The following is a 19249-nucleotide window of genomic DNA, read 5'->3' as shown; positions in this document are numbered from 1 at the left end:
TTTAAAGCAGAGGCCTACATTTTAACAAAGGATGAAGGTGGTCGTCATACTCCCTTTTTTACGAATTATCGTCCTCAGTTTTATTTCCGCACCACCGATGTTACAGGGATTGTGACGCTACCAGAAGGTACGGAGATGGTTATGCCAGGTGATAATGTTGCGATGGATGTTTCATTGATTGTTCCTATTGCTATGGAAGAGAAACTTCGCTTTGCTATTCGTGAAGGTGGTCGTACTGTTGGTGCCGGTATCGTTTCTAAGATCATTGAGTAAGTAATGGTTATTGAAAAACGCCTTTATTGTTAAAGGCGTTTTACGTGACAGGGAAATAAAAGAGCATGAACAGTCAAAATATCCGCATTCGCTTGAAAGCATTTGATCACAGAATTCTTGATGCATCGACACGTGAAATTGTGTCGACTGCTAAGCGTACTGGTGCGCATGTCCGTGGTCCTATCCCGCTTCCAACGCGGATTGAGAAGTTTACGGTCAATCGTGGACCGCACATCGATAAGAAGAGCCGTGAGCAATTTGAAATGCGTACACATAAGCGTCTTCTTGATATTGTTGATCCAACCCCGCAAACAGTAGATGCTCTTATGAAGCTCGATCTTTCTGCTGGTGTGGATGTAGAGATTAAGCTCTGAGGTTTGAGGACAGAAGGAACAGACCCGATGCGTTCAGGTGTAATAGCACAGAAGCTGGGCATGACCCGTATTTATAATGAAGCTGGTGAACATGTGCCGGTAACAGTGCTTCGTTTGGAAAATTGTCAAGTTGTAGCTCAGCGTACAATTGAGAAGAATGGTTATACTGCTGTTCAATTAGGTGTGGGCTTTGCTAAGGTGAAAAATACTTCGCGGGCTCTTCGTGGGCATTTTGCTAAGGCTTCTGTTGAGCCAAAAGCTAAAATAGCGGAATTTCGTGTGAGCCCCGATAATCTTCTTGAGGTCGGTACTGAGATTACCGTGGAGCATTTTGTTCCAGGGCAAAGAGTTGATGTGACAGGTACGAGTATTGGTAAAGGCTTTGCTGGTGTTATGAAACGTCATAATTTTGGTGGGCATCGTGCTTCGCATGGTAACTCAATTACGCATCGTGCACATGGTTCAACAGGACAGTGTCAGGATCCTGGTAAAGTGTTTAAAGGTAAAAAAATGGCTGGCCACATGGGTCAGGTCCGTGTAACAACGCAGAATATAGAGGTTGTTTCTACAGATATTGAGCGTGGTTTGATTTTAGTGCGTGGCGCTGTTTCTGGCTGTAAAGGTGCTTGGATTTTGGTTCGAGATGCTGTAAAGAGATCTCTTCCTGATAATGTACCAAAGCCTGCTGGTATTCGTCGTCTTGCGAAGGAGAAAACGGAAATGGTTACTCCGGTGGTGGAAACCTCTAAAGTTGAGGGAGCCGAATAATGGATCTTGTAATAAAAACCCTTGATGGGGATGAAGCTGGTAAGTTAAAAGTTTCTGATGCTATTTTTGGTCTTGTTCCACGCGAAGATATTTTGCAGCGTGTTGTTCGTTGGCAGCTTGCGCGTCGCCAACAGGGGACTCATCAAGCGCAGGGGCGCTCTGATGTGTCACGAACGGGGGCAAAGATGTTTAAACAAAAAGGAACTGGACGTGCTCGGCACTCTTCGGCTCGTGCGCCGCAGTTTCGTGGTGGTGGTAAAGCGCATGGTCCGGTGGTTCGTAGTCATGCGCATGATCTTCCTAAAAAAATTCGTGCGCTCGGATTGCGGCTTGCTCTTTCAGCAAAATTAAAAGCAAAAGATTTAATTGTTGTTGATGAGATGAGTGTTAAAGATGCTAAAACCAAGATGCTTGTTTCTCGTTTTTCCAAGCTTGGGTTTGATAATGCCCTTTTAATTGGCGGTAAAGAGATTGATGTTCAATTTTCTCGGGCGGCATCTAATATTCCTAATATTGATATTTTACCAATTCAGGGAATTAATGTTTATGATATTTTGCGTCGCAGCAAACTTGTTTTATCAAAAGCAGCTGTCGAGGCTCTTGAGGAGCGTTTTAAATGACAGATCTTCGCCATTATGATATAATTGTTAGTCCAGTTATTACTGAAAAGTCGACTATGATTTCTGAATATAATCAAGTTGCTTTTAATGTCGCGCCGAAGGCGACAAAGCCTGAAATTAAAGCTGCTGTTGAAGCACTTTTTAACGTAAAAGTGAAAGCAGTTAACACGATGGTCCGTAAGGGTAAAGTGAAGCGTTTTAAAGGCATTGTTGGTCGGCAGAGTGATGTCAAGAAAGCGATCGTGACACTGGCGAGTGGTCAGTCTATCGACGTTTCGACAGGTCTTTAAAGAGGCTCGGAGATAAAGATAATGGCACTTAAGCAGTTTAATCCAACTACGCCCGGGCAGCGTCAACTTGTTATTGTAGATCGTTCTTGTCTTTATAAGGGTAAGTCTGTAAAAACGCTAACTGAAGGTTTATCTTCAAAAGGTGGTCGTAATAATCGTGGTCGTGTTACGGCTCGTTTTCAGGGTGGTGGACATAAGCGTAGCTATCGGTTTGTTGATTTTAAGCGTCTTAAACGCGATATTTCTGCTAAAGTTGAGCGCTTAGAGTATGATCCAAATCGCACAGCTTTTATTGCGCTTATTCGCTATGAAGATGGGCAGTTAAGTTATATCCTTGCGCCACAGCGTCTTGGTGTTGGTGATTCTATTATTGCTGGTTCAAATGTTGATGTTAAGCCGGGTAATGCTATGCCGCTTGGTAATATGCCAGTGGGGACAATTATTCATAATGTTGAGATGAAACCGGGGAAAGGTGGTCAGATCGCACGTTCAGCAGGAACCTATGCGCAGCTTGTTGGGCGAGATCAAGGAATGGCTATTCTTCGTCTTAATTCTGGAGAACAGCGTTTGGTATCTAGCAGTTGTTTTGCGACCGTTGGTGCTGTTTCTAATCCTTATCATGGGAATATTAATGATGGCAAGGCAGGTCGGTCACGTTGGCGTGGTAAACGTCCTCATGTTCGTGGTGTTGCTATGAACCCCGTTGATCATCCACATGGTGGTGGTGAAGGACGTACATCAGGGGGGCGTCATCCGGTGTCTCCTTGGGGTAAGCCTACAAAGGGTAAGCGTACGCGCTCCAATAAGTCCACCGATAAGTTTATTATGCGTACGCGTCATCAGCGCAAGAAATGAGAAAGGTAGTCTGAAGTGGTTCGTTCAGTTTGGAAAGGTCCGTTTGTTGACGGCTATCTTCTTGGAAAAGCAGAAAAGGTTCGTGCGAGTGGACGTAATGAAGTTATTAAAATATGGAGCCGTCGCTCTACTATTTTACCACAATTTGTTGGTTTAACTTTTGGTGTTTACAACGGCAATAAGCATATTCCTGTTTCTGTTTCTGAAGAGATGGTTGGGCATAAGTTTGGTGAATTCGCTCCCACCCGGACTTATTATGGGCATGGTGCAGATAAGAAAGCGAAGAGGAAATAGGTGATGGGAAAAGTTAAGGTTCCACGCCAGCTTAAAGAAAATGAAGCAAAAGCTGTTACTCGGACAATTCGTGTTAGTCCGCAAAAGCTTAATTTGGTTGCTGCGATGATTCGTGGTAAAAGAGTTAATGTAGCACTGGCTGATTTGACATTTTCACGTAAACGTATTGCTGGAACTGTGAAAAAAACTCTTGAATCAGCGATTGCAAATGCAGAAAATAACCATGATCTTGATATTGATTCGCTCATTGTTGCGGAAGCTTATGTCGGTAAGTCGATAGTGATGAAGCGTTTTCATGTTCGCGGTCGGGGGCGTGCTAGTCGGATTGAACGTCCGTTTTCACATCTTACTATTATTGTTCGTGAAGTTACCGAGAAAGTGGAGGCCGCATAATGGGTCAGAAGATCAATCCAATAGGACTTCGTCTTGGAGTTAATAGGACTTGGGATTCCCGTTGGTATGCTGATAGTGGTGAATATGGTCGTCTTCTCCATGAGGATTTGAAGATCCGTTTATATGTGTTGGAAGAGTTGAAGCAAGCTGCTATTTCTAAGGTTGTTATTGAGCGTCCCCATAAGAAGTGTCGTGTAACGATTCATTCGGCTCGTCCTGGGCTCATTATTGGTAAAAAAGGTGCTGATATCGAGAAGCTTCGTCGTAAGCTTTCAGAGATGACAAATGCTGAGACTTCATTAAATATTGTGGAGATTCGTAAACCGGAAACTGATGCTACAATTATTGCGCAATCGATTGCTCAGCAGTTAGAACGCCGTGTTGCTTTTCGGCGCGCAATGAAACGTGCGGTTCAATCAGCTATGCGTCTTGGAGCAGAAGGGATTCGTATCAATTGTTCGGGTCGCCTTGGTGGTGCTGAAATTGCTCGTATGGAATGGTATCGTGAAGGGCGTGTTCCACTTCACACCTTGCGTTCTGATGTTGATTACGGTACAGCAGAAGCTAAGACCGCTTATGGTATTTGTGGTGTTAAAGTTTGGGTCTTTAAAGGTGAAATTCTTGAGCATGATCCAATGGCTTCGGAGCGTCGTGCTACGGAAGCTGATCACTCTGGTTCTTCATCGAATCGTCGCCGCGAGAATGCTTAGTTTTTGTGATTGAACTAGAATTTGGAGTAAAGAACAATGTTGCAGCCAAAGCGCACAAAGTTCCGTAAACAGTTCAAAGGCCGTATTCACGGTGTTTCGAAGGGTGGTACGGATTTGAATTTCGGTGCTTACGGTTTGAAGGCGGTTGAGCCAGAGCGGATTACTGCGCGCCAAATTGAAGCGGCGCGTCGTGCGATTACACGTTATATGAAGCGTTCTGGTCGTGTGTGGATTCGTATTTTTCCGGATCTTCCAGTTACGTCTAAGCCTACAGAAGTTCGTATGGGTAAGGGTAAGGGAAGTGTAGATTATTGGGCTGTGCGTGTTGCGCCTGGGCGTGTCATGTTTGAGCTTGATGGGATTCCTGAAGATGTGGCACGTGAAGCACTAAGACTTGGTGCTGCAAAGTTGCCTATTAAAACGCGTTTCATCCAGCGTATTGCTGAATAAAGAGGTTAAGCGATGAGAGCCACAGAACTACGGGCGCAAACGCTCGACCAAATGAAAGACGAATTGGCTAAGTTAAAGAAAGAGCAGTTTAATTTGCGCTTTCAAAAAGCAACAGGTCAATTGGAAAAGACTGCACGCGTTAGACAGGTTCGCCGTAATATTGCGCGTGTTAAGACTTTTCTTCGTCAGAAGATAAACGAAAGTAAGGTTTAAGGAAATCAGAGATGCCTAAACGCATTTTGCAGGGTGTTGTCGTTAGTGACAAAAGTGATAAGACTGTGGTTGTGAAAGTGGAGCGTCGTTATTCTCATCCACTTCTCAAAAAGACCGTTCGGCAGTCTAAAAAATATAAGGCGCATGACGAAGACAACCAGTTTAAGATTGGGGATCAAATTTCTATTCAGGAATCTAGACCAATTTCGAAAGATAAACGTTGGATTGTTGTTAAAGGGAATGTAGCGTAGTGAGTTGAGTTCATTGTTTTAAAGTTTAACAGTGGTTTGGTTTCCATTGGTGGATTTAAGGCAATAACTTTATCGTTATTTGGCAGGCAAATCCGGATGTGTTAAAACACGACCGGATATAAATGTTAAGAGAAGGTGGCCAGTCATGATTCAGATGCAAACAAACCTCGACGTTGCCGATAATTCCGGTGCTCGTCGTGTCATGTGCATCAAGGTGTTAGGCGGTTCAAAGCGGAAATATGCTTCGGTCGGTGACATTATTGTTGTTTCGGTCAAGGATGCTATTCCTCGTGGCCGTGTTAAAAAAGGTGATGTGATGAAAGCTGTGGTGGTTCGCACTGCTAAGGATATTCGTCGCGCAGACGGTAGTGTCATTCGTTTTGATAGTAATGCTGCTGTTTTAGTGGATAATAAAAAAGAGCCGATCGGTACACGTATCTTTGGACCAGTTCCCCGCGAACTTCGTGGTAGGAATCATATGAAGATCATCTCGCTCGCTCCTGAAGTGTTATAAGGAGTGAATATTATGCAGAAGATTCGAAAAGGTGATAAAGTTGTTGTTTTATCCGGTAAGGATAAAGGATGTAGTGGTGAAGTCATTAAGGTGAATCCTAAGGAGAATAAAGCTTTTGTTCGTGGTGTTAATATGATTAAACGTCACCAACGACAGACACAAAAGCAAGAGGCAGGAATTATTTCTAAAGAAGCTCCGATTCATCTATCTAATTTGGCAATTGCTGATCCTAAGGATGGTAAGCCTACACGTGTAGGTTTTCGTATGAATGCAGATGGTAATAAGGTTCGTTTTGCCAAGCGTTCGGGAGAGTTGATTAATGGCTGAAGAAAAACAAACACCGCGCATGAAGGCTCATTATTTTGAAGTGGTTCGTAAAGCGCTTCAAGAGAAGTTTCATTACAAAAATGCGATGCAAATTCCGCGGGTTGATAAAATTGTAATTAATATGGGGATTGGTGAGGCTACTGCTGATTCCAAGAAACCATCTCTTGCTGCTGAGGATTTAGGGCTCATAACGGGTCAAAAGGCTGTTGTTACTCGTGCGCGTAATTCTATTGCGACCTTTAAGGTTCGTGAAGGTATGCCACTTGGGGCTAAAGTTACATTGCGTAAAGATCGTATGTTTGAGTTTTTAGATCGTCTTGTTACGATTGCGCTTCCGCGAGTTCGTGACTTTCGTGGTTTAAATCCAAAAAGCTTTGATGGACGTGGTAATTTTGCTATGGGTATTAAAGAGCACATTGTGTTTCCAGAAATCAACTATGATAAAGTTGATCAAATTTGGGGTATGGATATTATCGTTTGTACGACAGCGAAAACGGACGATGAGGCGCGTGAATTGCTGCGTGCTTTTAATTTTCCTTTTCGTTCGTAACGGCAAATGTAGCGAGGTAAGATTATGGCCAAAGTAAGTGCCGTTGAGAAAAATAAACGTCGTGAGGTGATGGTAAAGCGTTATGCTGCACGTCGTGCGCGTTTGAAAGCAATTGTTATGGATCAGAAGATTTCTCTTGAAGAGCGTTTTAAGGCTTCTGTTCAATTGGCAGGATTGCCACGTAATTCTGCAAAAGTTCGTGTTCGTAATCGCTGTGAGGTTTCAGGGCGTCCGCGAGCTTATTATCGTAAATTAAAAATGTCGCGGATTGCATTGCGAGAACTTGGTTCTATCGGGCATATTCCTGGCATTGTTAAATCTAGTTGGTGAGAGGAGATTGTTGAATGTCTATGTCGGATCCTCTTGGTGATATGTTAACGCGCATTCGTAATGCACTTGGTCGTAAAAAGGGCAAAGTTGTTACGCCTGCTTCCAAGCTTCGTGCACGTGTTCTCGATGTTCTTCAGTCGGAAGGCTATATTCGCGGATATAATCAGATCGACTCAAGTGATGGAAAATCTGAAATTGAGATCGAATTGAAATATTTTGATGGCTTAGCGGCCATTCGTGAGATTTCACGTGTTTCAAAACCTGGTCGTCGTGTATATGTTTCTGCTAAGTCGCTTCCTCAAGTGGCAAATGGTCTTGGTATTTCTATTTTATCAACTCCTAAGGGGGTGATGGCTGATCATGAGGCACGTGAACAGAATGTCGGTGGAGAGCTCCTTTGTCGTGTTTTCTAAGTTATGTCCAAGAAAACAGAAAAAAAGTAGGTTAGAACAATGTCTCGTATTGGAAAAAAGCCCATTTCAATTCCTTCTGGAGTTACCGCAACTGTTGAAGGCCAGCTAGTTAAAGCAAAAGGTCCGAAAGGTGAACTGAGTTACGTCGTGAATGATGAAGTCTTAGTGAAACTTGAGGATAATGTTATATCGGTTTCCCCACGGGATCAGTCAAAGGATGCGCGTTCTAAATGGGGGATGTCGCGTTCAATGATCGAGAATATTTTTTGTGGTGTGAAGGACGGTTTTGAAAAGAGATTGGAAATCAATGGTGTTGGTTATCGTGCTGCTTTGCAGGGTAAGGATGTTCAATTATCATTAGGCTTTTCACATGATGTGGTTTATAAAGTACCGTCGGGTGTTACTGTAACGGTTCCTAAGCCTACAGAAATTGTTGTTTCTGGAATTGATAAACAGCAAGTTGGGCAAGTTGCAGCCGAAATTCGTGAGTATCGTAGACCTGAGCCTTATAAAGGTAAAGGTGTTAAGCATGCAGATGAGCGTATCTTCCGTAAAGAAGGTAAAAAGAAGTAAGGATTTTGTATTATGGCGTCATCTAAGGATATTATCCAGCGTCGTGCGCAGCGTGTTCGTCGTAGAATAAAAATGGTTTCTAGCGATCGTCCACGGCTTAGTGTTTACCGTTCAAATCAGAATATCTATGTTCAAATTATCGATGATTTGCGTGGGTGCACGCTTGTTTCGGCTTCTACCCTTGATAATGATTTAAAGAAATCATTGAAAAGTGGTGCTGATAAAGAAGCAGCTTTTGCTGTTGGTAAGTTAATTGCTGAACGAGCAAAGAAAGCTGGTGTTCATGAGGTGGTTTTTGATCGTGGGTCCTATGTTTACCATGGTAGAGTAAAAGCTTTGGCTGAGGCAGCACGTGAGGGTGGTTTGAGCTTTTGAGGTGTTTTGTTTGAAGGTTATGGTGAGAAAGTTTTAGGGTGTTTCGTGTGAGTTCCTCTCGTTTTGTGATGGAACTTTGTTAACGTGCTTCCGGAAAAGAAAAAGGAATGAGGAATGGCACAGAAAGAACGTGGTGAGCGCGATGAACGTGAGAATGAATTTATCGATAGACTTGTTCATATCAATCGTGTCGCTAAAGTTGTAAAGGGTGGTCGGCGTTTTGGTTTTGCTGCTCTTGTTGTTGTTGGAGATCAGAAAGGGCGTGTAGGCTTTGGTCATGGTAAAGCACGTGAAGTGCCAGAAGCCGTTCGTAAAGCTACAGAAGCTGCAAAGCGGGGAATGATTTATGTCCCGCTTCGCTCTGGGCGTACATTGCATCATGATCTTGAAGGTCGTCATGGGGCTGGTCGTGTTTTATTACGTTCTGCTTCTGCTGGTACCGGTATTATTGCAGGTGGGCCAATGCGTGCGATTTTTGAAACTCTTGGTATGCAGGATGTTGTGGCAAAGTCACTGGGTTCATCTAATCCTTATAACATGGTTCGTGCAACGTTTGATGCGTTAAAACGTCAGATGCATCCTAGGGATATTGCAGCTCAACGTGGCATTAAATATTCAACTTTGCAAGCACGTCGTCGGCATTTAGTTGATGCAGAAGGATAGTTTTCTGAGATTATCAGAAGAGGAATTAGGAAATGGTTCAGAAAAAATCTCAGAGTGGTAAAACTGTGACGGTAGAACAAATTGGAAGTCCAATTCGGAATTCACAGATTCAGCGTGCAACCTTGAAAGGGCTTGGATTAAATAAAATGCGGCGGCGTCGTGTTTTAGAAGATACGCTTTGTGTACGGGGTATGATCGCTAAGGTTCGCCATCTTGTTCGTATTGTAGATGAAGGTTAATGGTTGCGGGAGTATGAAATATGAAACTCAATGAACTACGTGATCGTGAAGGCGCAACAAGAAATCGTAAACGTGTTGGGCGTGGTATTGGTTCTGGTATTGGTAAAACTAGTGGTCGTGGTGTGAAAGGACAAAGATCGCGTTCTGGTGTTTCGCTTAATGGTTTTGAAGGTGGGCAAATGCCTATTTATCGCCGTTTACCAAAGCGTGGATTTAGGAATTTTTTTTCCAAAACTTATAATGAAGTTTCGCTGGGGCGTATTCAGTTAGCGGTTGATGCGGGTAGGTTGAATACTGAAAAGCCTATTGATATTATTGCTCTGAGAGAGGCTGGTATTATTCGTCGTGTGAAGGATGGAGTGCGTCTTCTTTCTGGTGGTGAGTTAAAAGCTAAGATTGTCGTTCACGTTTCTGGTGCTTCTAAAGCGGCTTGTGTTAAAGTTGAAAAAGTAGGTGGTCAGGTTGTTTTTCCTGAGTCTGTCCGTTAATTTGGGGATATAAATGATAATTCTAAGGGGGGGATTCATTTAAGGATATCTTCGGTGGAGGGTTATTTAAGTTTTGCATTTATTTGTGTATAACGATATGAGTTTTTAGAGTTATGCTTCTGTGATTTTAAGAACTGGAGTGTGGACGGGAGACTTTTTATGGCATCAGCAGCAGAGCAATTTGCTTCCAATATGAACTTTGGTACTTTTTCACGTGCAACAGAATTGAAAAAACGCATTTGGTTTACTCTATCTGCGCTTCTTATCTATCGCTTTGGTACTTATATCTCTCTTCCTGGTATTAATATTGATGCTTTACGCCAGACATTTGAACATCATGCCTCTGGTGTTTTGGGGTTATTTAATATGTTTGCTGGGGGTGCTGTTGGGCGTATGGCAATTTTTGCCTTAGGAATTATGCCTTATATATCGGCGTCAATTATTGTGCAATTGCTCACCTCAGTTATTCCTTCTTTGGAGACTCTTAAAAAAGAGGGTGAAGTAGGCCGTAAGGTTATTAATCAATATACTCGATACGTAACAGTTATATTGGCGATTTTACAAGCGTTTGGTATCGCAGTTGCACTTGAAACTGGTATAGGGACAGGGTTGCAGATTGTTGTAGAGCCTGGGCTTATGTTCCGTATTTCTTCCGTTATTACCCTTGTTGGTGGGACGATGTTTCTCATGTGGCTTGGTGAGCAAATTACATCACGTGGTGTGGGTAATGGGGTCTCTCTCATTATTTTTACAGGTATTGTGGCTAATCTCCCTTCCACTTTTGCTCAACTTTTAACTGCGCATAGTCAAGCTGACTTATCAACTTTTTTGTTAATAGGAATCGTACTTATTGCGGTTTCCGTGATAGCTGTTATTGTTTTTATAGAGCGTGCGCAGCGGAGAATTCTTATTCAATATCCAAAACGTCAAGTTGGTAATCAGATTTTTCAAGGAGATATGTCACATCTTCCTTTAAAGTTGAATACTTCTGGTGTTATTCCACCAATTTTCGCTTCGTCTTTGTTGTTATTGCCTGCAACGATCAATAACTTTTCTGACAAAATGCCGCAATGGATGCAGACTATTTCTTATTCTCTTAGTCATGGACAGCCACTTTATATGATTGTTTATGCACTTTTGATGGCGTTTTTTTGCTTTTTTTATACGGCTATTGTGTTTAATCCAAGTGATACGGCAGATCAGTTGAAAAAACATTCTGGTTTTATTCCAGGAATTCGTCCTGGAGAACGTACGGCTGAATACATTGATTATGTTTTAACACGTATTACTGTTGTGGGGGCAATTTATATTATTTTGGTTTGTTTGCTCCCTGAATTTATGATATCCACTCTACAGGTTCCTTTCTATCTCGGGGGAACTTCTTTATTGATTGTTGTTACTGTTACGCTTGATACAGTTGCTCAAATTCAGGGACATCTTATTGCGCATCAATATGAAGGGTTGATTAAAAAGTCAAAACTTCGTGGAGGGAAAAAGAATCGATGAGAGTTATTCTTTTAGGTCCTCCTGGAGCTGGCAAAGGTACACAAGCTAAAATGTTAACTGAAATGTATAGTATCCCTCAGTTATCGACGGGCGATATGTTGCGTGAGGTTATTTCTAAAGAGACAGAAATTGGTAAAAAAGCTAAAGCTATCATGAACTCTGGTGCTTTGGTTTCTGATGACATTGTTAATCAAATTGTCTCAGAGCGAATTGATGAAAGTGATTGTGTAAACGGTTTTGTTTTGGATGGGTATCCACGGACTGTGGGACAAGCAGAAGCGTTGAAACAGATTTTTCAGTCAAAAAATATGCAACTTGATGCTGTTATCGAGCTGCGTGTTGATGAAGATGCGTTGATTGAGCGAATGAAAAGACGCGTTGAAGAAACAATAGCTGCCGGTGGGCTGGTTCGTTCAGATGATAATCCTGTTGCTTTTGCGAAGCGATTAGTAGAGTATCGTGAAAAAACAATTCCTCTCTCGAAATTTTATTTAGAAAAGGGATTGTTGAGAGTGGTTGATGGAATGACGGATATTGCCGAGGTATCACGTATAATTAGAGGTTTTCTGCAATAAGGAGTTTTTTATGAGAAATAAATGAAAAGTGTTGACTTTTTTAGTGAAATCTATCAAAAACAGTTTTAATTTATTTCAAATAAAATAATGGGATTCGGGGTATATTTATGCCGGATCGTTTTTCTATAAGGTACTTCGAGTATTTTATGGTTAATTGTCAACATAATCAAGGAGAGTAGGCGTGGCTCGTATTGCTGGCGTCAATATCCCGACAAATAAGCGTGTCATTGTTGCGCTTCAGTATATCCACGGGATTGGACCAAAAATTGCTCAAGAAATTACTAAAAGGGTTGGTATTCCTGTTGGACGCCGTGTGCATGAGCTTTCGGATGCAGAAGTGTTGCAAATTCGTGAGGCGATAGATCAGGGGTGTCAGGTTGAAGGTGATCTTCGTCGTGAGGTCGCCATGAATGTTAAACGTTTGATGGACCTTGCTTGTTACCGTGGTTTGCGTCATCGTCGTTCTTTGCCTGTTCGTGGGCAACGTACACATACAAATGCACGTACGCGTAAGGGGCCGGCTAAGGCGATTGCTGGTAAGAAAAAGTAAAATTCTTTTTTTTTAAGAGTTTACTTTTTTATATTCTGTTTTTTGTTAAGTTTTTTTAACAAGAGCAAGGTGGGTGGAGCTGCTGGTGTTACGGCAGTGAAGAGATCATTGAAAGGAAGACTATGGCCAAGGAAGCCACGCGTGTTCGCCGCCGCGAACGCAAAAATATTTCATCAGGTGTTGTGCATATCAATTCAACATTTAACAATACAATGATTACCATTACGGATGCTCAAGGAAATACAATTGCTTGGTCATCTGCTGGGGCTCAGGGGTTTAAGGGGTCACGAAAATCTACGCCTTTTGCTGCTCAGGTTGCCGCAGAAGATTGTGCTAGAAAAGCTCAAGAGCATGGTATGCGTTCGTTAGAAGTTGAGGTTTGTGGTCCTGGGTCAGGTCGTGAATCCGCTTTGCGTGCGTTGCAGTCGGTTGGTTTTGTTATTACTTCCATTCGTGATGTAACACCAATTCCTCATAATGGATGTCGTCCACGAAAGAGACGGCGTGTTTAATTGGGTGTTGTTTTTTTGTTGTCAGAGGCTTCTCTGATGTTCACATTGGCTGCTACGATTGAATGGTAGCGGAAGTAGAGAACGGGAATGAAAATATGATCCAGAAAAACTGGCAGGAACTGATTAAACCCAATAAGGTTGAGTTTTGTGCGCATGATACTCCGAATGTTTGGAGCTTGGTTGCGGAACCTCTTGAGCGTGGCTTTGGCTTAACATTGGGGAATGCGCTTCGTCGCGTATTATTATCATCGCTTCGTGGTGCCGCAATTACTGCTGTACAGATCGACGGTGTGTTACACGAATTTTCATCAATTCCAGGTGTTCGTGAAGATGTTACAGATATTATTCTTAACATTAAAGAAATTGCGCTTCGTATGGAGGATGAAGGACCTAAAAGGGTTGTCATTTGTAAAGAGGGTCCTGGTATCGTAAGAGCTGGAGATATTAGCACAATTGGGGATATGGAAATTCTCAATCCGGAGCATGTTATTTGCACTCTTGATGAGGATGCTGAAATTCGTATGGAATTTATCGTCAATACAGGGAAGGGCTATGTTCCATCTGATCGCAATTGTGCTGATGATGGACGAATAGGTCTTATTCCAGTTGACAGTCTTTATTCACCAATTCGTAAAGTCTCTTATAAGGTAGAGAATACACGTGAGGGGCAAGTTCTGGATTATGATAAATTAACACTCACAATTGAAACAAATGGTGCTGTTAATGGGGAGGATGCTGTTGCTTTTGCAGCGCGTATTCTTCAGGATCAATTATCATTGTTTGTTAATTTTGAAGAGCCACAAAAGGAAACTGTTGAAGAGTCTGATTCAGAGCTTGCTTTTAATCCCGCTCTTCTCAAAAAAGTGGATGAGTTAGAGCTTTCAGTTCGTTCGGCAAATTGTCTTAAGAATGATAATATTGTTTATATTGGTGATCTTATCCAGAAGACGGAAGCTGAAATGCTTCGGACACCGAACTTTGGACGCAAGTCGTTAAATGAAATTAAAGAAGTTTTGGCATGTATGGGGTTGCATCTTGGTATGGAAGTTTCTGCATGGCCGCCTGAAAACATTGATGATCTTGCAAAACGCTATGAAGATCAATATTAGAATTTAAGGAGAAGGTTCATGCGCCATAGTAAGTCAGGCCGTAAGTTGAATCGGACGGCTAGTCACCGTAAAGCGATGTTTGCTAATATGGCGGTTTCGCTGATCGAGCATGAGCAAATTGTGACAACGCTTCCAAAGGCTAAAGAAATTCGTCCTATCGTTGAGAAATTAGTGACGCTTGGTAAACGTGGAGGTTTGCACGCACGTCGACAAGCAATTTCTGCACTTCGTGATGCGGGGAAAGTTGCGAAGTTGTTTGATACGCTTGCACCACGTTATGCAGCACGTAACGGTGGATATTTGCGTATTATGAAAGCGGGTTTTCGTACCGGCGATAATGCTCCCATGGTTGTTATAGAGTTTGTTGATCGTGATATTGATGCGAAGGGGGCTGTAGATCGTATGCGTACAGAAGATACTGTAAATCAAAAAGAAACTTCTTCATAAAGATAGAGTATTTTGTTTTTGTTGAATTTTGGAAAGACCGCCTTTCTAGGCGGTTTTTTTTATGAGCATTTGGACGTTAACTTCGTTTAATAGATAAATATGAGAGAAAGTTACAACATATTGAATTGGTTGTTTTTTATAATATTTATGACTTAAATAGTTGTTTTTCTTTTTCATTATAAATATTAATAAAGAAATCTCGGTTTTAGGGAGGATGAGAAAGTGTCTATCCTCTTAATATTTAAAGAGTGAATTATTTTTTAGGAGTGAATAATGAGATATTCTCTTTTAGCGTGGCTTTTTTTTACTATTATAACACAATTATCATTTCATTGTGCTTATGCTCAAATTCCACAAACACAAAAAGAAATTACACTTTCATTTGCTCCTTTAGTAAAAAAAACTATTCCATCTGTTGTCAATATTTATGCAGCTCGACAAATCAGAGCACGTTCACCTTTTGCGGGTGATCCATTTTTTGAGCAGTTTTTTAGTCGTTTTCAAAATAATCTGCCTGTGCGCAAGCAATCTTCGTTAGGGTCTGGAGTGATTGTTGATGCACGCGGTTTGATCGTTACGAATTACCATGTCATTAAAGATGCAAGCGAAATTAAAGTTGCTCTTTCTGATGGACGGGAATTTGAAAGTAAGGTTATGTTAAAAGATGAAGCAACGGATATTGCGGTGCTTGAAATTGATGCAAAGGATGCACAATTTCCTGTTCTTTCTTTGGGAGATTCTGATGCAGTTGAAGTTGGCGATCTTGTTTTAGCAATTGGTAATCCTTTTGGTGTTGGTCAGACGGTTACAAGTGGTATTGTTTCAGCGCAAGCACGTACGCGTGTTGGTATTTCTGATTTTGACTTTTTTATTCAAACGGATGCTGCCATTAATCCAGGGAATTCTGGTGGAGCGTTGATTGATATGAAAGGACAGTTAATTGGAATTAATACAGCTATTTATTCGCGTTCGGGTGGTTCTGTGGGGATTGGTTTTGCTATTCCAGCAAATCTTGTAAAAGTGATGCTTGAAACTGTTAAACGTGGCGGAAAGTATTTTGTTCCACCTTATATTGGTGCATCTTTTCAAAATGTTACAGCTGATATTGCTGGTGGTTTAGGTTTAGAACGTCCCTATGGTGCTCTTGTTATCGAAGTTTTCAAAGATAGTCCTGCTGCAAAAGCTGGTTTGAAAGTCGGTGATGTTATTTTGAATGTGCAAGGGATGCGCGTTGAAAGTCCAGATGCTCTTGGATATCGTTTGATGACATCTGGTATTGGGCATAGCCTTGTTTTAGAATATTTGCGAAGTGGAAAAATCTTAAAGACACAAATAACTGTTTCATCAATACCGGAAACGGCATTTTCAAAATCTGAAAAAATTACAGGAGATAGTCCTCTTTCGGGTGCTGAAGTCTTAGATTTAACACCGCAAAATAGTCGACATTTTCGTGTTCCTCTCTCTGCAAAAGGTGTTGTGATTACCAATCTTGATGAGGAGAGTAATGCTGCTGGAATTTTTCGTCCAGGAGATATCTTACGTACTGTTAATGGCTATAAAATTCAAACGGTTAGTCAGTTGAAAAAGATTCTTATGCAAAGTCACGCCAATATGTGGCAATTGGAATATGAACGTGATGGTATGTATATTCGCCAATTTATTCGCTGAGGTTTTTTTTTGAATAAAGATTTTTTTACTTCATCTTCTCATCTCCAGGTTCATAAAAATCGGCCGCTTGCAGAAAAAATGCGTCCTCGTTCTCTTAATGATGTCGTAGGACAAAATCATTTACTTGGAGAGAAGGGAGTACTGTCACGCATGTTGGCAGCCGGTTCCATGAGTTCGATGATTTTTTGGGGACCTCCAGGAACTGGGAAGACAACGGTTGCACGCTTGTTGGCACTTGAAACAAATTTCGCTTTTGAGCAAGTTTCTGCTATTTTTACTGGAGTTTCGGAGCTTAAGAAAATTTTTGAAGTTGCACAGACGCGTTTTATGTCCGGATGTCAAACACTTCTTTTTGTTGATGAGATTCATCGGTTTAATCGTGCGCAGCAGGATAGTTTTCTTCCTGTTATGGAAGATGGTACTGTCATTCTTATAGGGGCAACCACACAGAATCCTTCCTTTGAACTTAATGCTGCTCTTCTTTCCCGTGCTCGTGTTTTGACATTTCTTGCACATGATCATGAAACTTTGAGCATGCTTTTAAAACGTGCTGAAGAGGTGGAAGGAAAGATTCTTCCTGTGAGCGAAGAAGCGAGAGAGATTTTGATAAGGATGTCTGATGGTGATGCACGGTCAGCGTTAACATTGGCAGAGGAAATTTGGTCTGTTGCACGAGAGGGGGAGATATTTGATGCTATTGCTTTGCAAGAAATTATTCAGCGTCGTGCACCGATTTATGATAAAGGGCAGGAGGGACATTATAATCTCATTTCAGCATTGCATAAATCTGTTCGGGGTTCTGATCCTGATGCTGCGCTTTATTATTTAGCACGTATGTTTGATGCCGGTGAAGATCCTCTCTATATTGGGCGCAGATTGGTGCGTATGGCTGTTGAAGATGTTGGTTTGGCGGATCCACAGGCTCTTGTTATTTGTAATGCAGCAAAAGATGCTTATGATTATTTAGGTTCACCAGAGGGAGAATTAGCTTTGGCGCAAGCATGTCTTTATGTTGCAACTGCACCAAAATCAAATGCAACATATCTCGCCTATAAAGCAGCTATGCAGTGTGCTCGCCAAAATGGTTCTTTGCCTCCGCCTAAGCATATCCTTAATGCACCTACAAAATTTATGAAGGAAGAAGGATACGGGCTTGGTTATCGTTATGATCATGATGAACCAGATGCGTTTTCAGGACAGGAATATTTTCCTGAAAAACTTGGGCGGCAGAGCTATTATCAACCCGTTGAGCGTGGTTTTGAGCGTGAGATTGCTAAGCGTCTTGAATGGTGGAAGAAATTGCGCCAAAAACGAGCCGATCAAAAATGAAATTTCCATTGAGATAAGGTCTTTATGACAACAGAGCTTATTTTACATCCGTGATGTGATGGTCATTCTATTAACAGTTTAGGTTATGCTTTAAACAGGTATCATTTTTTCGAAAGAGAGTAAAAAACTTTCTTTTTTGTATAAAAATTTATATACGGTTAAAACTTAAGTTTAAGAAATATTTTATCTCGCTTTCATTCATGAGCTGCTTTGTATAAGAAACATGAGAGTGGCTGTGTATAACGCACTGTCTTTAAATTTTTTCTTTTCTCGAAGAGAAGATATAAATCTACTGAGTTTTGCTCCTTTATGGGAGGTATTTTATTGGGGAGTATTTTGTGTCATAAGATTGAGGGATAGCAAACTTTTTTAGTGTTGGTAATGGGATGTTGTCGACACAATGTGGGGAGTGGAATGAAATAGTCTGTGAACATCTAAACTCAAGACTTTAGTTAAGTTAAAATAACAGTGTACACTTTGTGTTTGGTTATTATGAATCGTCAAGGATATAATCGTGGATAAAACAAAAGCTCTCGATGCTGCTCTCGCTCAAATTGAACGTTCTTTCGGTAAAGGCTCTATTATGCGTCTTGGGCAAAAGGAGCAAGTTGTTGAAATTGAAACAATCCCAACAGGTTCATTATCTTTGGATATTGCTTTGGGGGTTGGTGGATTACCGAAAGGGCGTATTGTTGAGATTTATGGACCAGAAAGTTCGGGAAAAACAACATTGGCTCTTCATGCTATTGCTGAGGCACAAAAAATTGGTGGTATTTGTGCTTTTATTGATGCAGAGCATGCTCTTGATCCTATTTATGCACGCAAGCTTGGAGTTGATTTAGAAAACTTATTTATTTCTCAGCCGGATACGGGTGAACAGGCGTTGGAAATTACAGAAACATTGGTACGTTCTGGTGCTGTTGATGTGCTTGTTGTTGATTCTGTAGCAGCTTTAACACCACGTGCAGAAATTGATGGTGAAATGGGTGATGCTTTACCAGGATTGCAAGCTCGCTTGATGAGTAAAGCTTTGCGGAAACTTACAGCGTCCATTTTCCGCTCTAACTGTATGGTGATCTTTATTAATCAAATTCGCATGAAAATTGGTGTGATGTTTGGTTCTCCTGAAACAACAACAGGTGGAAATGCCTTAAAGTTTTATGCCTCTGTTCGTTTAGATATTCGCCGTATTGGCTCCATTAAAGATAGAGATATGATTGTTGGCAATCAGACCCGTGTTAAAGTGGTCAAAAATAAATTGGCACCTCCATTCAAACAAGTTGAGTTTGATATTATTTATGGTGAAGGTATTTCTAAATTAGGTGAGTTGATTGATTTGGGAGTTAAAGTTGGTATTGTGGAAAAATCTGGATCTTGGTTCTCTTATAATTCTCAGCGTTTAGGACAGGGGAGAGAAAATGCGAAGCAGTTTTTACGTGAGAACGCGGAAATCGCTGCAGAAATCGAGACAGCTTTGCGTCAAAATGCTGGTTTGATTGCCATTGAATTGCTAGAAAATGCAGGGGCAGATACAACAGAAAGCGATGAAGTCATTTGATGGGGCGTTTTTTTAGTGTCATTGCTTCATTT

The 19249-nt window shown here is 41.4% G+C and carries 30 protein-coding genes and 1 pseudogene; all 31 read left to right on the top strand.

From position 1 onward, the window contains the following. Nucleotides 1-273: pseudogene (gene tuf / locus PVV68_RS05315) on the top strand (elongation factor Tu); the annotation flags it as partial. A 65-nt stretch (nucleotides 274-338) separates the two neighbouring features. Then, nucleotides 339-647 (top strand): 30S ribosomal protein S10, encoded by a 309-nt coding sequence (gene rpsJ / locus PVV68_RS05310; RefSeq protein ID WP_273720851.1) that lies wholly within the window; start codon nucleotides 339-341, stop codon nucleotides 645-647. Nucleotides 648-674: 27 nt separating this feature from the next. After that, entirely contained in the window at nucleotides 675-1415 is a 741-nt protein-coding gene (gene rplC, locus PVV68_RS05305; RefSeq protein WP_273720852.1) for a 50S ribosomal protein L3, read from the top strand. Next, the gene (gene rplD / locus PVV68_RS05300) at nucleotides 1415-2035 is read left to right on the top strand and encodes a 50S ribosomal protein L4 (protein WP_273720853.1); all 621 of its coding nucleotides are present in this window, start codon (nucleotides 1415-1417) and stop codon (nucleotides 2033-2035) included. Before rplC ends, rplD begins: the two co-directional genes overlap by 1 nt. Next, on the top strand, nucleotides 2032-2325 hold the full coding sequence (locus PVV68_RS05295; RefSeq protein WP_273720854.1) for a 50S ribosomal protein L23: 294 nt from the start codon (nucleotides 2032-2034) through the stop codon (nucleotides 2323-2325). The genes rplD and PVV68_RS05295 overlap by 4 nt, the downstream gene beginning before the upstream one ends. A 21-nt stretch (nucleotides 2326-2346) precedes the next feature. Further along, a complete protein-coding gene (rplB, locus tag PVV68_RS05290) occupies nucleotides 2347-3180 on the top strand; it encodes a 50S ribosomal protein L2 (protein ID WP_273720855.1) in 834 nt (277 codons plus the stop codon). Nucleotides 3181-3195: 15 nt separating this feature from the next. Then, a complete protein-coding gene (gene rpsS / locus PVV68_RS05285; RefSeq protein ID WP_004855734.1) occupies nucleotides 3196-3474 on the top strand; it encodes a 30S ribosomal protein S19 in 279 nt (92 codons plus the stop codon). A 3-nt stretch (nucleotides 3475-3477) separates the two neighbouring features. After that, complete coding sequence (rplV, locus tag PVV68_RS05280; protein ID WP_273720856.1) at nucleotides 3478-3867, top strand: 50S ribosomal protein L22; 390 nt, start codon at nucleotides 3478-3480, stop codon at nucleotides 3865-3867. Then, complete coding sequence (rpsC, locus tag PVV68_RS05275) at nucleotides 3867-4577, top strand: 30S ribosomal protein S3 (protein ID WP_208441847.1); 711 nt, start codon at nucleotides 3867-3869, stop codon at nucleotides 4575-4577. The genes rplV and rpsC overlap by 1 nt, the downstream gene beginning before the upstream one ends. Before the next feature lie 36 nt (nucleotides 4578-4613). Then, nucleotides 4614-5027, top strand: coding sequence for a 50S ribosomal protein L16 (gene rplP / locus PVV68_RS05270; RefSeq protein ID WP_208441846.1), 414 nt, complete (start codon nucleotides 4614-4616; stop codon nucleotides 5025-5027). A 12-nt stretch (nucleotides 5028-5039) separates the two neighbouring features. Then, nucleotides 5040-5240: a 50S ribosomal protein L29 gene (rpmC, locus tag PVV68_RS05265; RefSeq protein ID WP_273720857.1), complete on the top strand. Its 201-nt coding sequence runs from the start codon at nucleotides 5040-5042 to the stop codon at nucleotides 5238-5240. Nucleotides 5241-5251: 11 nt separating this feature from the next. Then, entirely contained in the window at nucleotides 5252-5491 is a 240-nt protein-coding gene (gene rpsQ / locus PVV68_RS05260; protein ID WP_273720858.1) for a 30S ribosomal protein S17, read from the top strand. A gap of 145 nt (nucleotides 5492-5636) precedes the next feature. Beyond that, a complete protein-coding gene (gene rplN, locus PVV68_RS05255) occupies nucleotides 5637-6005 on the top strand; it encodes a 50S ribosomal protein L14 (RefSeq protein WP_004855715.1) in 369 nt (122 codons plus the stop codon). Nucleotides 6006-6017: 12 nt separating this feature from the next. Continuing rightward, entirely contained in the window at nucleotides 6018-6332 is a 315-nt protein-coding gene (gene rplX, locus PVV68_RS05250) for a 50S ribosomal protein L24 (protein ID WP_273720859.1), read from the top strand. Further along, nucleotides 6325-6882 carry a 50S ribosomal protein L5 gene (gene rplE / locus PVV68_RS05245; protein ID WP_273720860.1) on the top strand — a complete coding sequence of 186 codons (558 nt, stop codon included), beginning with the start codon at nucleotides 6325-6327 and terminating at the stop codon, nucleotides 6880-6882. Before rplX ends, rplE begins: the two co-directional genes overlap by 8 nt. A 24-nt stretch (nucleotides 6883-6906) precedes the next feature. Continuing rightward, nucleotides 6907-7212, top strand: coding sequence for a 30S ribosomal protein S14 (gene rpsN / locus PVV68_RS05240; RefSeq protein ID WP_273720861.1), 306 nt, complete (start codon nucleotides 6907-6909; stop codon nucleotides 7210-7212). A 14-nt stretch (nucleotides 7213-7226) separates the two neighbouring features. Next, complete coding sequence (gene rpsH, locus PVV68_RS05235; RefSeq protein WP_273720862.1) at nucleotides 7227-7625, top strand: 30S ribosomal protein S8; 399 nt, start codon at nucleotides 7227-7229, stop codon at nucleotides 7623-7625. Between the two features lie 39 nt (nucleotides 7626-7664). Then, entirely contained in the window at nucleotides 7665-8198 is a 534-nt protein-coding gene (gene rplF, locus PVV68_RS05230) for a 50S ribosomal protein L6 (protein ID WP_273720863.1), read from the top strand. A gap of 12 nt (nucleotides 8199-8210) precedes the next feature. Next, on the top strand, nucleotides 8211-8573 hold the full coding sequence (gene rplR / locus PVV68_RS05225) for a 50S ribosomal protein L18 (RefSeq protein ID WP_273720864.1): 363 nt from the start codon (nucleotides 8211-8213) through the stop codon (nucleotides 8571-8573). A 114-nt stretch (nucleotides 8574-8687) separates the two neighbouring features. Continuing rightward, entirely contained in the window at nucleotides 8688-9236 is a 549-nt protein-coding gene (rpsE, locus tag PVV68_RS05220; protein WP_273720865.1) for a 30S ribosomal protein S5, read from the top strand. Between the two features lie 32 nt (nucleotides 9237-9268). After that, the gene (gene rpmD, locus PVV68_RS05215; protein WP_208441836.1) at nucleotides 9269-9475 is read left to right on the top strand and encodes a 50S ribosomal protein L30; all 207 of its coding nucleotides are present in this window, start codon (nucleotides 9269-9271) and stop codon (nucleotides 9473-9475) included. A gap of 20 nt (nucleotides 9476-9495) precedes the next feature. Continuing rightward, the gene (gene rplO, locus PVV68_RS05210; RefSeq protein WP_273720866.1) at nucleotides 9496-9963 is read left to right on the top strand and encodes a 50S ribosomal protein L15; all 468 of its coding nucleotides are present in this window, start codon (nucleotides 9496-9498) and stop codon (nucleotides 9961-9963) included. Nucleotides 9964-10122: 159 nt separating this feature from the next. Next, on the top strand, nucleotides 10123-11469 hold the full coding sequence (secY, locus tag PVV68_RS05205) for a preprotein translocase subunit SecY (protein ID WP_273720867.1): 1347 nt from the start codon (nucleotides 10123-10125) through the stop codon (nucleotides 11467-11469). Continuing rightward, a complete protein-coding gene (locus PVV68_RS05200; RefSeq protein WP_273720868.1) occupies nucleotides 11466-12044 on the top strand; it encodes an adenylate kinase in 579 nt (192 codons plus the stop codon). The genes secY and PVV68_RS05200 overlap by 4 nt, the downstream gene beginning before the upstream one ends. A gap of 181 nt (nucleotides 12045-12225) precedes the next feature. Continuing rightward, entirely contained in the window at nucleotides 12226-12594 is a 369-nt protein-coding gene (gene rpsM, locus PVV68_RS05195; protein WP_273720869.1) for a 30S ribosomal protein S13, read from the top strand. A gap of 122 nt (nucleotides 12595-12716) precedes the next feature. Continuing rightward, nucleotides 12717-13106 carry a 30S ribosomal protein S11 gene (rpsK, locus tag PVV68_RS05190; RefSeq protein WP_005865097.1) on the top strand — a complete coding sequence of 130 codons (390 nt, stop codon included), beginning with the start codon at nucleotides 12717-12719 and terminating at the stop codon, nucleotides 13104-13106. 95 nt (nucleotides 13107-13201) lie between these two features. After that, nucleotides 13202-14215: a DNA-directed RNA polymerase subunit alpha gene (locus tag PVV68_RS05185; RefSeq protein WP_273720870.1), complete on the top strand. Its 1014-nt coding sequence runs from the start codon at nucleotides 13202-13204 to the stop codon at nucleotides 14213-14215. 18 nt (nucleotides 14216-14233) lie between these two features. After that, the gene (gene rplQ / locus PVV68_RS05180) at nucleotides 14234-14662 is read left to right on the top strand and encodes a 50S ribosomal protein L17 (RefSeq protein ID WP_273720871.1); all 429 of its coding nucleotides are present in this window, start codon (nucleotides 14234-14236) and stop codon (nucleotides 14660-14662) included. A gap of 273 nt (nucleotides 14663-14935) precedes the next feature. Continuing rightward, nucleotides 14936-16330: a DegQ family serine endoprotease gene (locus tag PVV68_RS05175; protein ID WP_273720872.1), complete on the top strand. Its 1395-nt coding sequence runs from the start codon at nucleotides 14936-14938 to the stop codon at nucleotides 16328-16330. A 9-nt stretch (nucleotides 16331-16339) separates the two neighbouring features. Further along, nucleotides 16340-17659 (top strand): replication-associated recombination protein A, encoded by a 1320-nt coding sequence (locus PVV68_RS05170; RefSeq protein ID WP_273720873.1) that lies wholly within the window; start codon nucleotides 16340-16342, stop codon nucleotides 17657-17659. A gap of 514 nt (nucleotides 17660-18173) precedes the next feature. Further along, nucleotides 18174-19217 (top strand): recombinase RecA, encoded by a 1044-nt coding sequence (gene recA / locus PVV68_RS05165; protein ID WP_273720874.1) that lies wholly within the window; start codon nucleotides 18174-18176, stop codon nucleotides 19215-19217. Nucleotides 19218-19249: the final 32 nt, after the last annotated feature.

This window comes from Bartonella sp. ML69XJBT (genome assembly GCF_028618515.1).
Classification (GTDB): domain Bacteria; phylum Pseudomonadota; class Alphaproteobacteria; order Rhizobiales; family Rhizobiaceae; genus Bartonella.
Note: the sequence above shows the minus strand (reverse complement) of the source record. Positions and strands in the feature narration are given on the sequence as shown.

Bases quoted from the DNA above. Each gene is read 5' to 3' on its own strand.
- rpsJ (WP_273720851.1), top strand. From the start codon at position 339: ATGAACAGTCAAAATATCCGCATTCGCTTGAAAGCATTTGATCACAGA.
- rplC (WP_273720852.1), top strand. From the start codon at position 675: ATGCGTTCAGGTGTAATAGCACAGAAGCTGGGCATGACCCGTATTTAT.
- rplD (WP_273720853.1), top strand. From the start codon at position 1,415: ATGGATCTTGTAATAAAAACCCTTGATGGGGATGAAGCTGGTAAGTTA.
- PVV68_RS05295 (WP_273720854.1), top strand. From the start codon at position 2,032: ATGACAGATCTTCGCCATTATGATATAATTGTTAGTCCAGTTATTACT.
- rplB (WP_273720855.1), top strand. From the start codon at position 2,347: ATGGCACTTAAGCAGTTTAATCCAACTACGCCCGGGCAGCGTCAACTT.
- rplV (WP_273720856.1), top strand. From the start codon at position 3,478: ATGGGAAAAGTTAAGGTTCCACGCCAGCTTAAAGAAAATGAAGCAAAA.
- rpsC (WP_208441847.1), top strand. From the start codon at position 3,867: ATGGGTCAGAAGATCAATCCAATAGGACTTCGTCTTGGAGTTAATAGG.
- rplP (WP_208441846.1), top strand. From the start codon at position 4,614: ATGTTGCAGCCAAAGCGCACAAAGTTCCGTAAACAGTTCAAAGGCCGT.
- rpmC (WP_273720857.1), top strand. From the start codon at position 5,040: ATGAGAGCCACAGAACTACGGGCGCAAACGCTCGACCAAATGAAAGAC.
- rpsQ (WP_273720858.1), top strand. From the start codon at position 5,252: ATGCCTAAACGCATTTTGCAGGGTGTTGTCGTTAGTGACAAAAGTGAT.
- rplN (WP_004855715.1), top strand. From the start codon at position 5,637: ATGATTCAGATGCAAACAAACCTCGACGTTGCCGATAATTCCGGTGCT.
- rplX (WP_273720859.1), top strand. From the start codon at position 6,018: ATGCAGAAGATTCGAAAAGGTGATAAAGTTGTTGTTTTATCCGGTAAG.
- rplE (WP_273720860.1), top strand. From the start codon at position 6,325: ATGGCTGAAGAAAAACAAACACCGCGCATGAAGGCTCATTATTTTGAA.
- rpsN (WP_273720861.1), top strand. From the start codon at position 6,907: ATGGCCAAAGTAAGTGCCGTTGAGAAAAATAAACGTCGTGAGGTGATG.
- rpsH (WP_273720862.1), top strand. From the start codon at position 7,227: ATGTCTATGTCGGATCCTCTTGGTGATATGTTAACGCGCATTCGTAAT.
- rplF (WP_273720863.1), top strand. From the start codon at position 7,665: ATGTCTCGTATTGGAAAAAAGCCCATTTCAATTCCTTCTGGAGTTACC.
- rplR (WP_273720864.1), top strand. From the start codon at position 8,211: ATGGCGTCATCTAAGGATATTATCCAGCGTCGTGCGCAGCGTGTTCGT.
- rpsE (WP_273720865.1), top strand. From the start codon at position 8,688: ATGGCACAGAAAGAACGTGGTGAGCGCGATGAACGTGAGAATGAATTT.
- rpmD (WP_208441836.1), top strand. From the start codon at position 9,269: ATGGTTCAGAAAAAATCTCAGAGTGGTAAAACTGTGACGGTAGAACAA.
- rplO (WP_273720866.1), top strand. From the start codon at position 9,496: ATGAAACTCAATGAACTACGTGATCGTGAAGGCGCAACAAGAAATCGT.
- secY (WP_273720867.1), top strand. From the start codon at position 10,123: ATGGCATCAGCAGCAGAGCAATTTGCTTCCAATATGAACTTTGGTACT.
- PVV68_RS05200 (WP_273720868.1), top strand. From the start codon at position 11,466: ATGAGAGTTATTCTTTTAGGTCCTCCTGGAGCTGGCAAAGGTACACAA.
- rpsK (WP_005865097.1), top strand. From the start codon at position 12,717: ATGGCCAAGGAAGCCACGCGTGTTCGCCGCCGCGAACGCAAAAATATT.
- PVV68_RS05185 (WP_273720870.1), top strand. From the start codon at position 13,202: ATGATCCAGAAAAACTGGCAGGAACTGATTAAACCCAATAAGGTTGAG.
- rplQ (WP_273720871.1), top strand. From the start codon at position 14,234: ATGCGCCATAGTAAGTCAGGCCGTAAGTTGAATCGGACGGCTAGTCAC.
- PVV68_RS05175 (WP_273720872.1), top strand. From the start codon at position 14,936: ATGAGATATTCTCTTTTAGCGTGGCTTTTTTTTACTATTATAACACAA.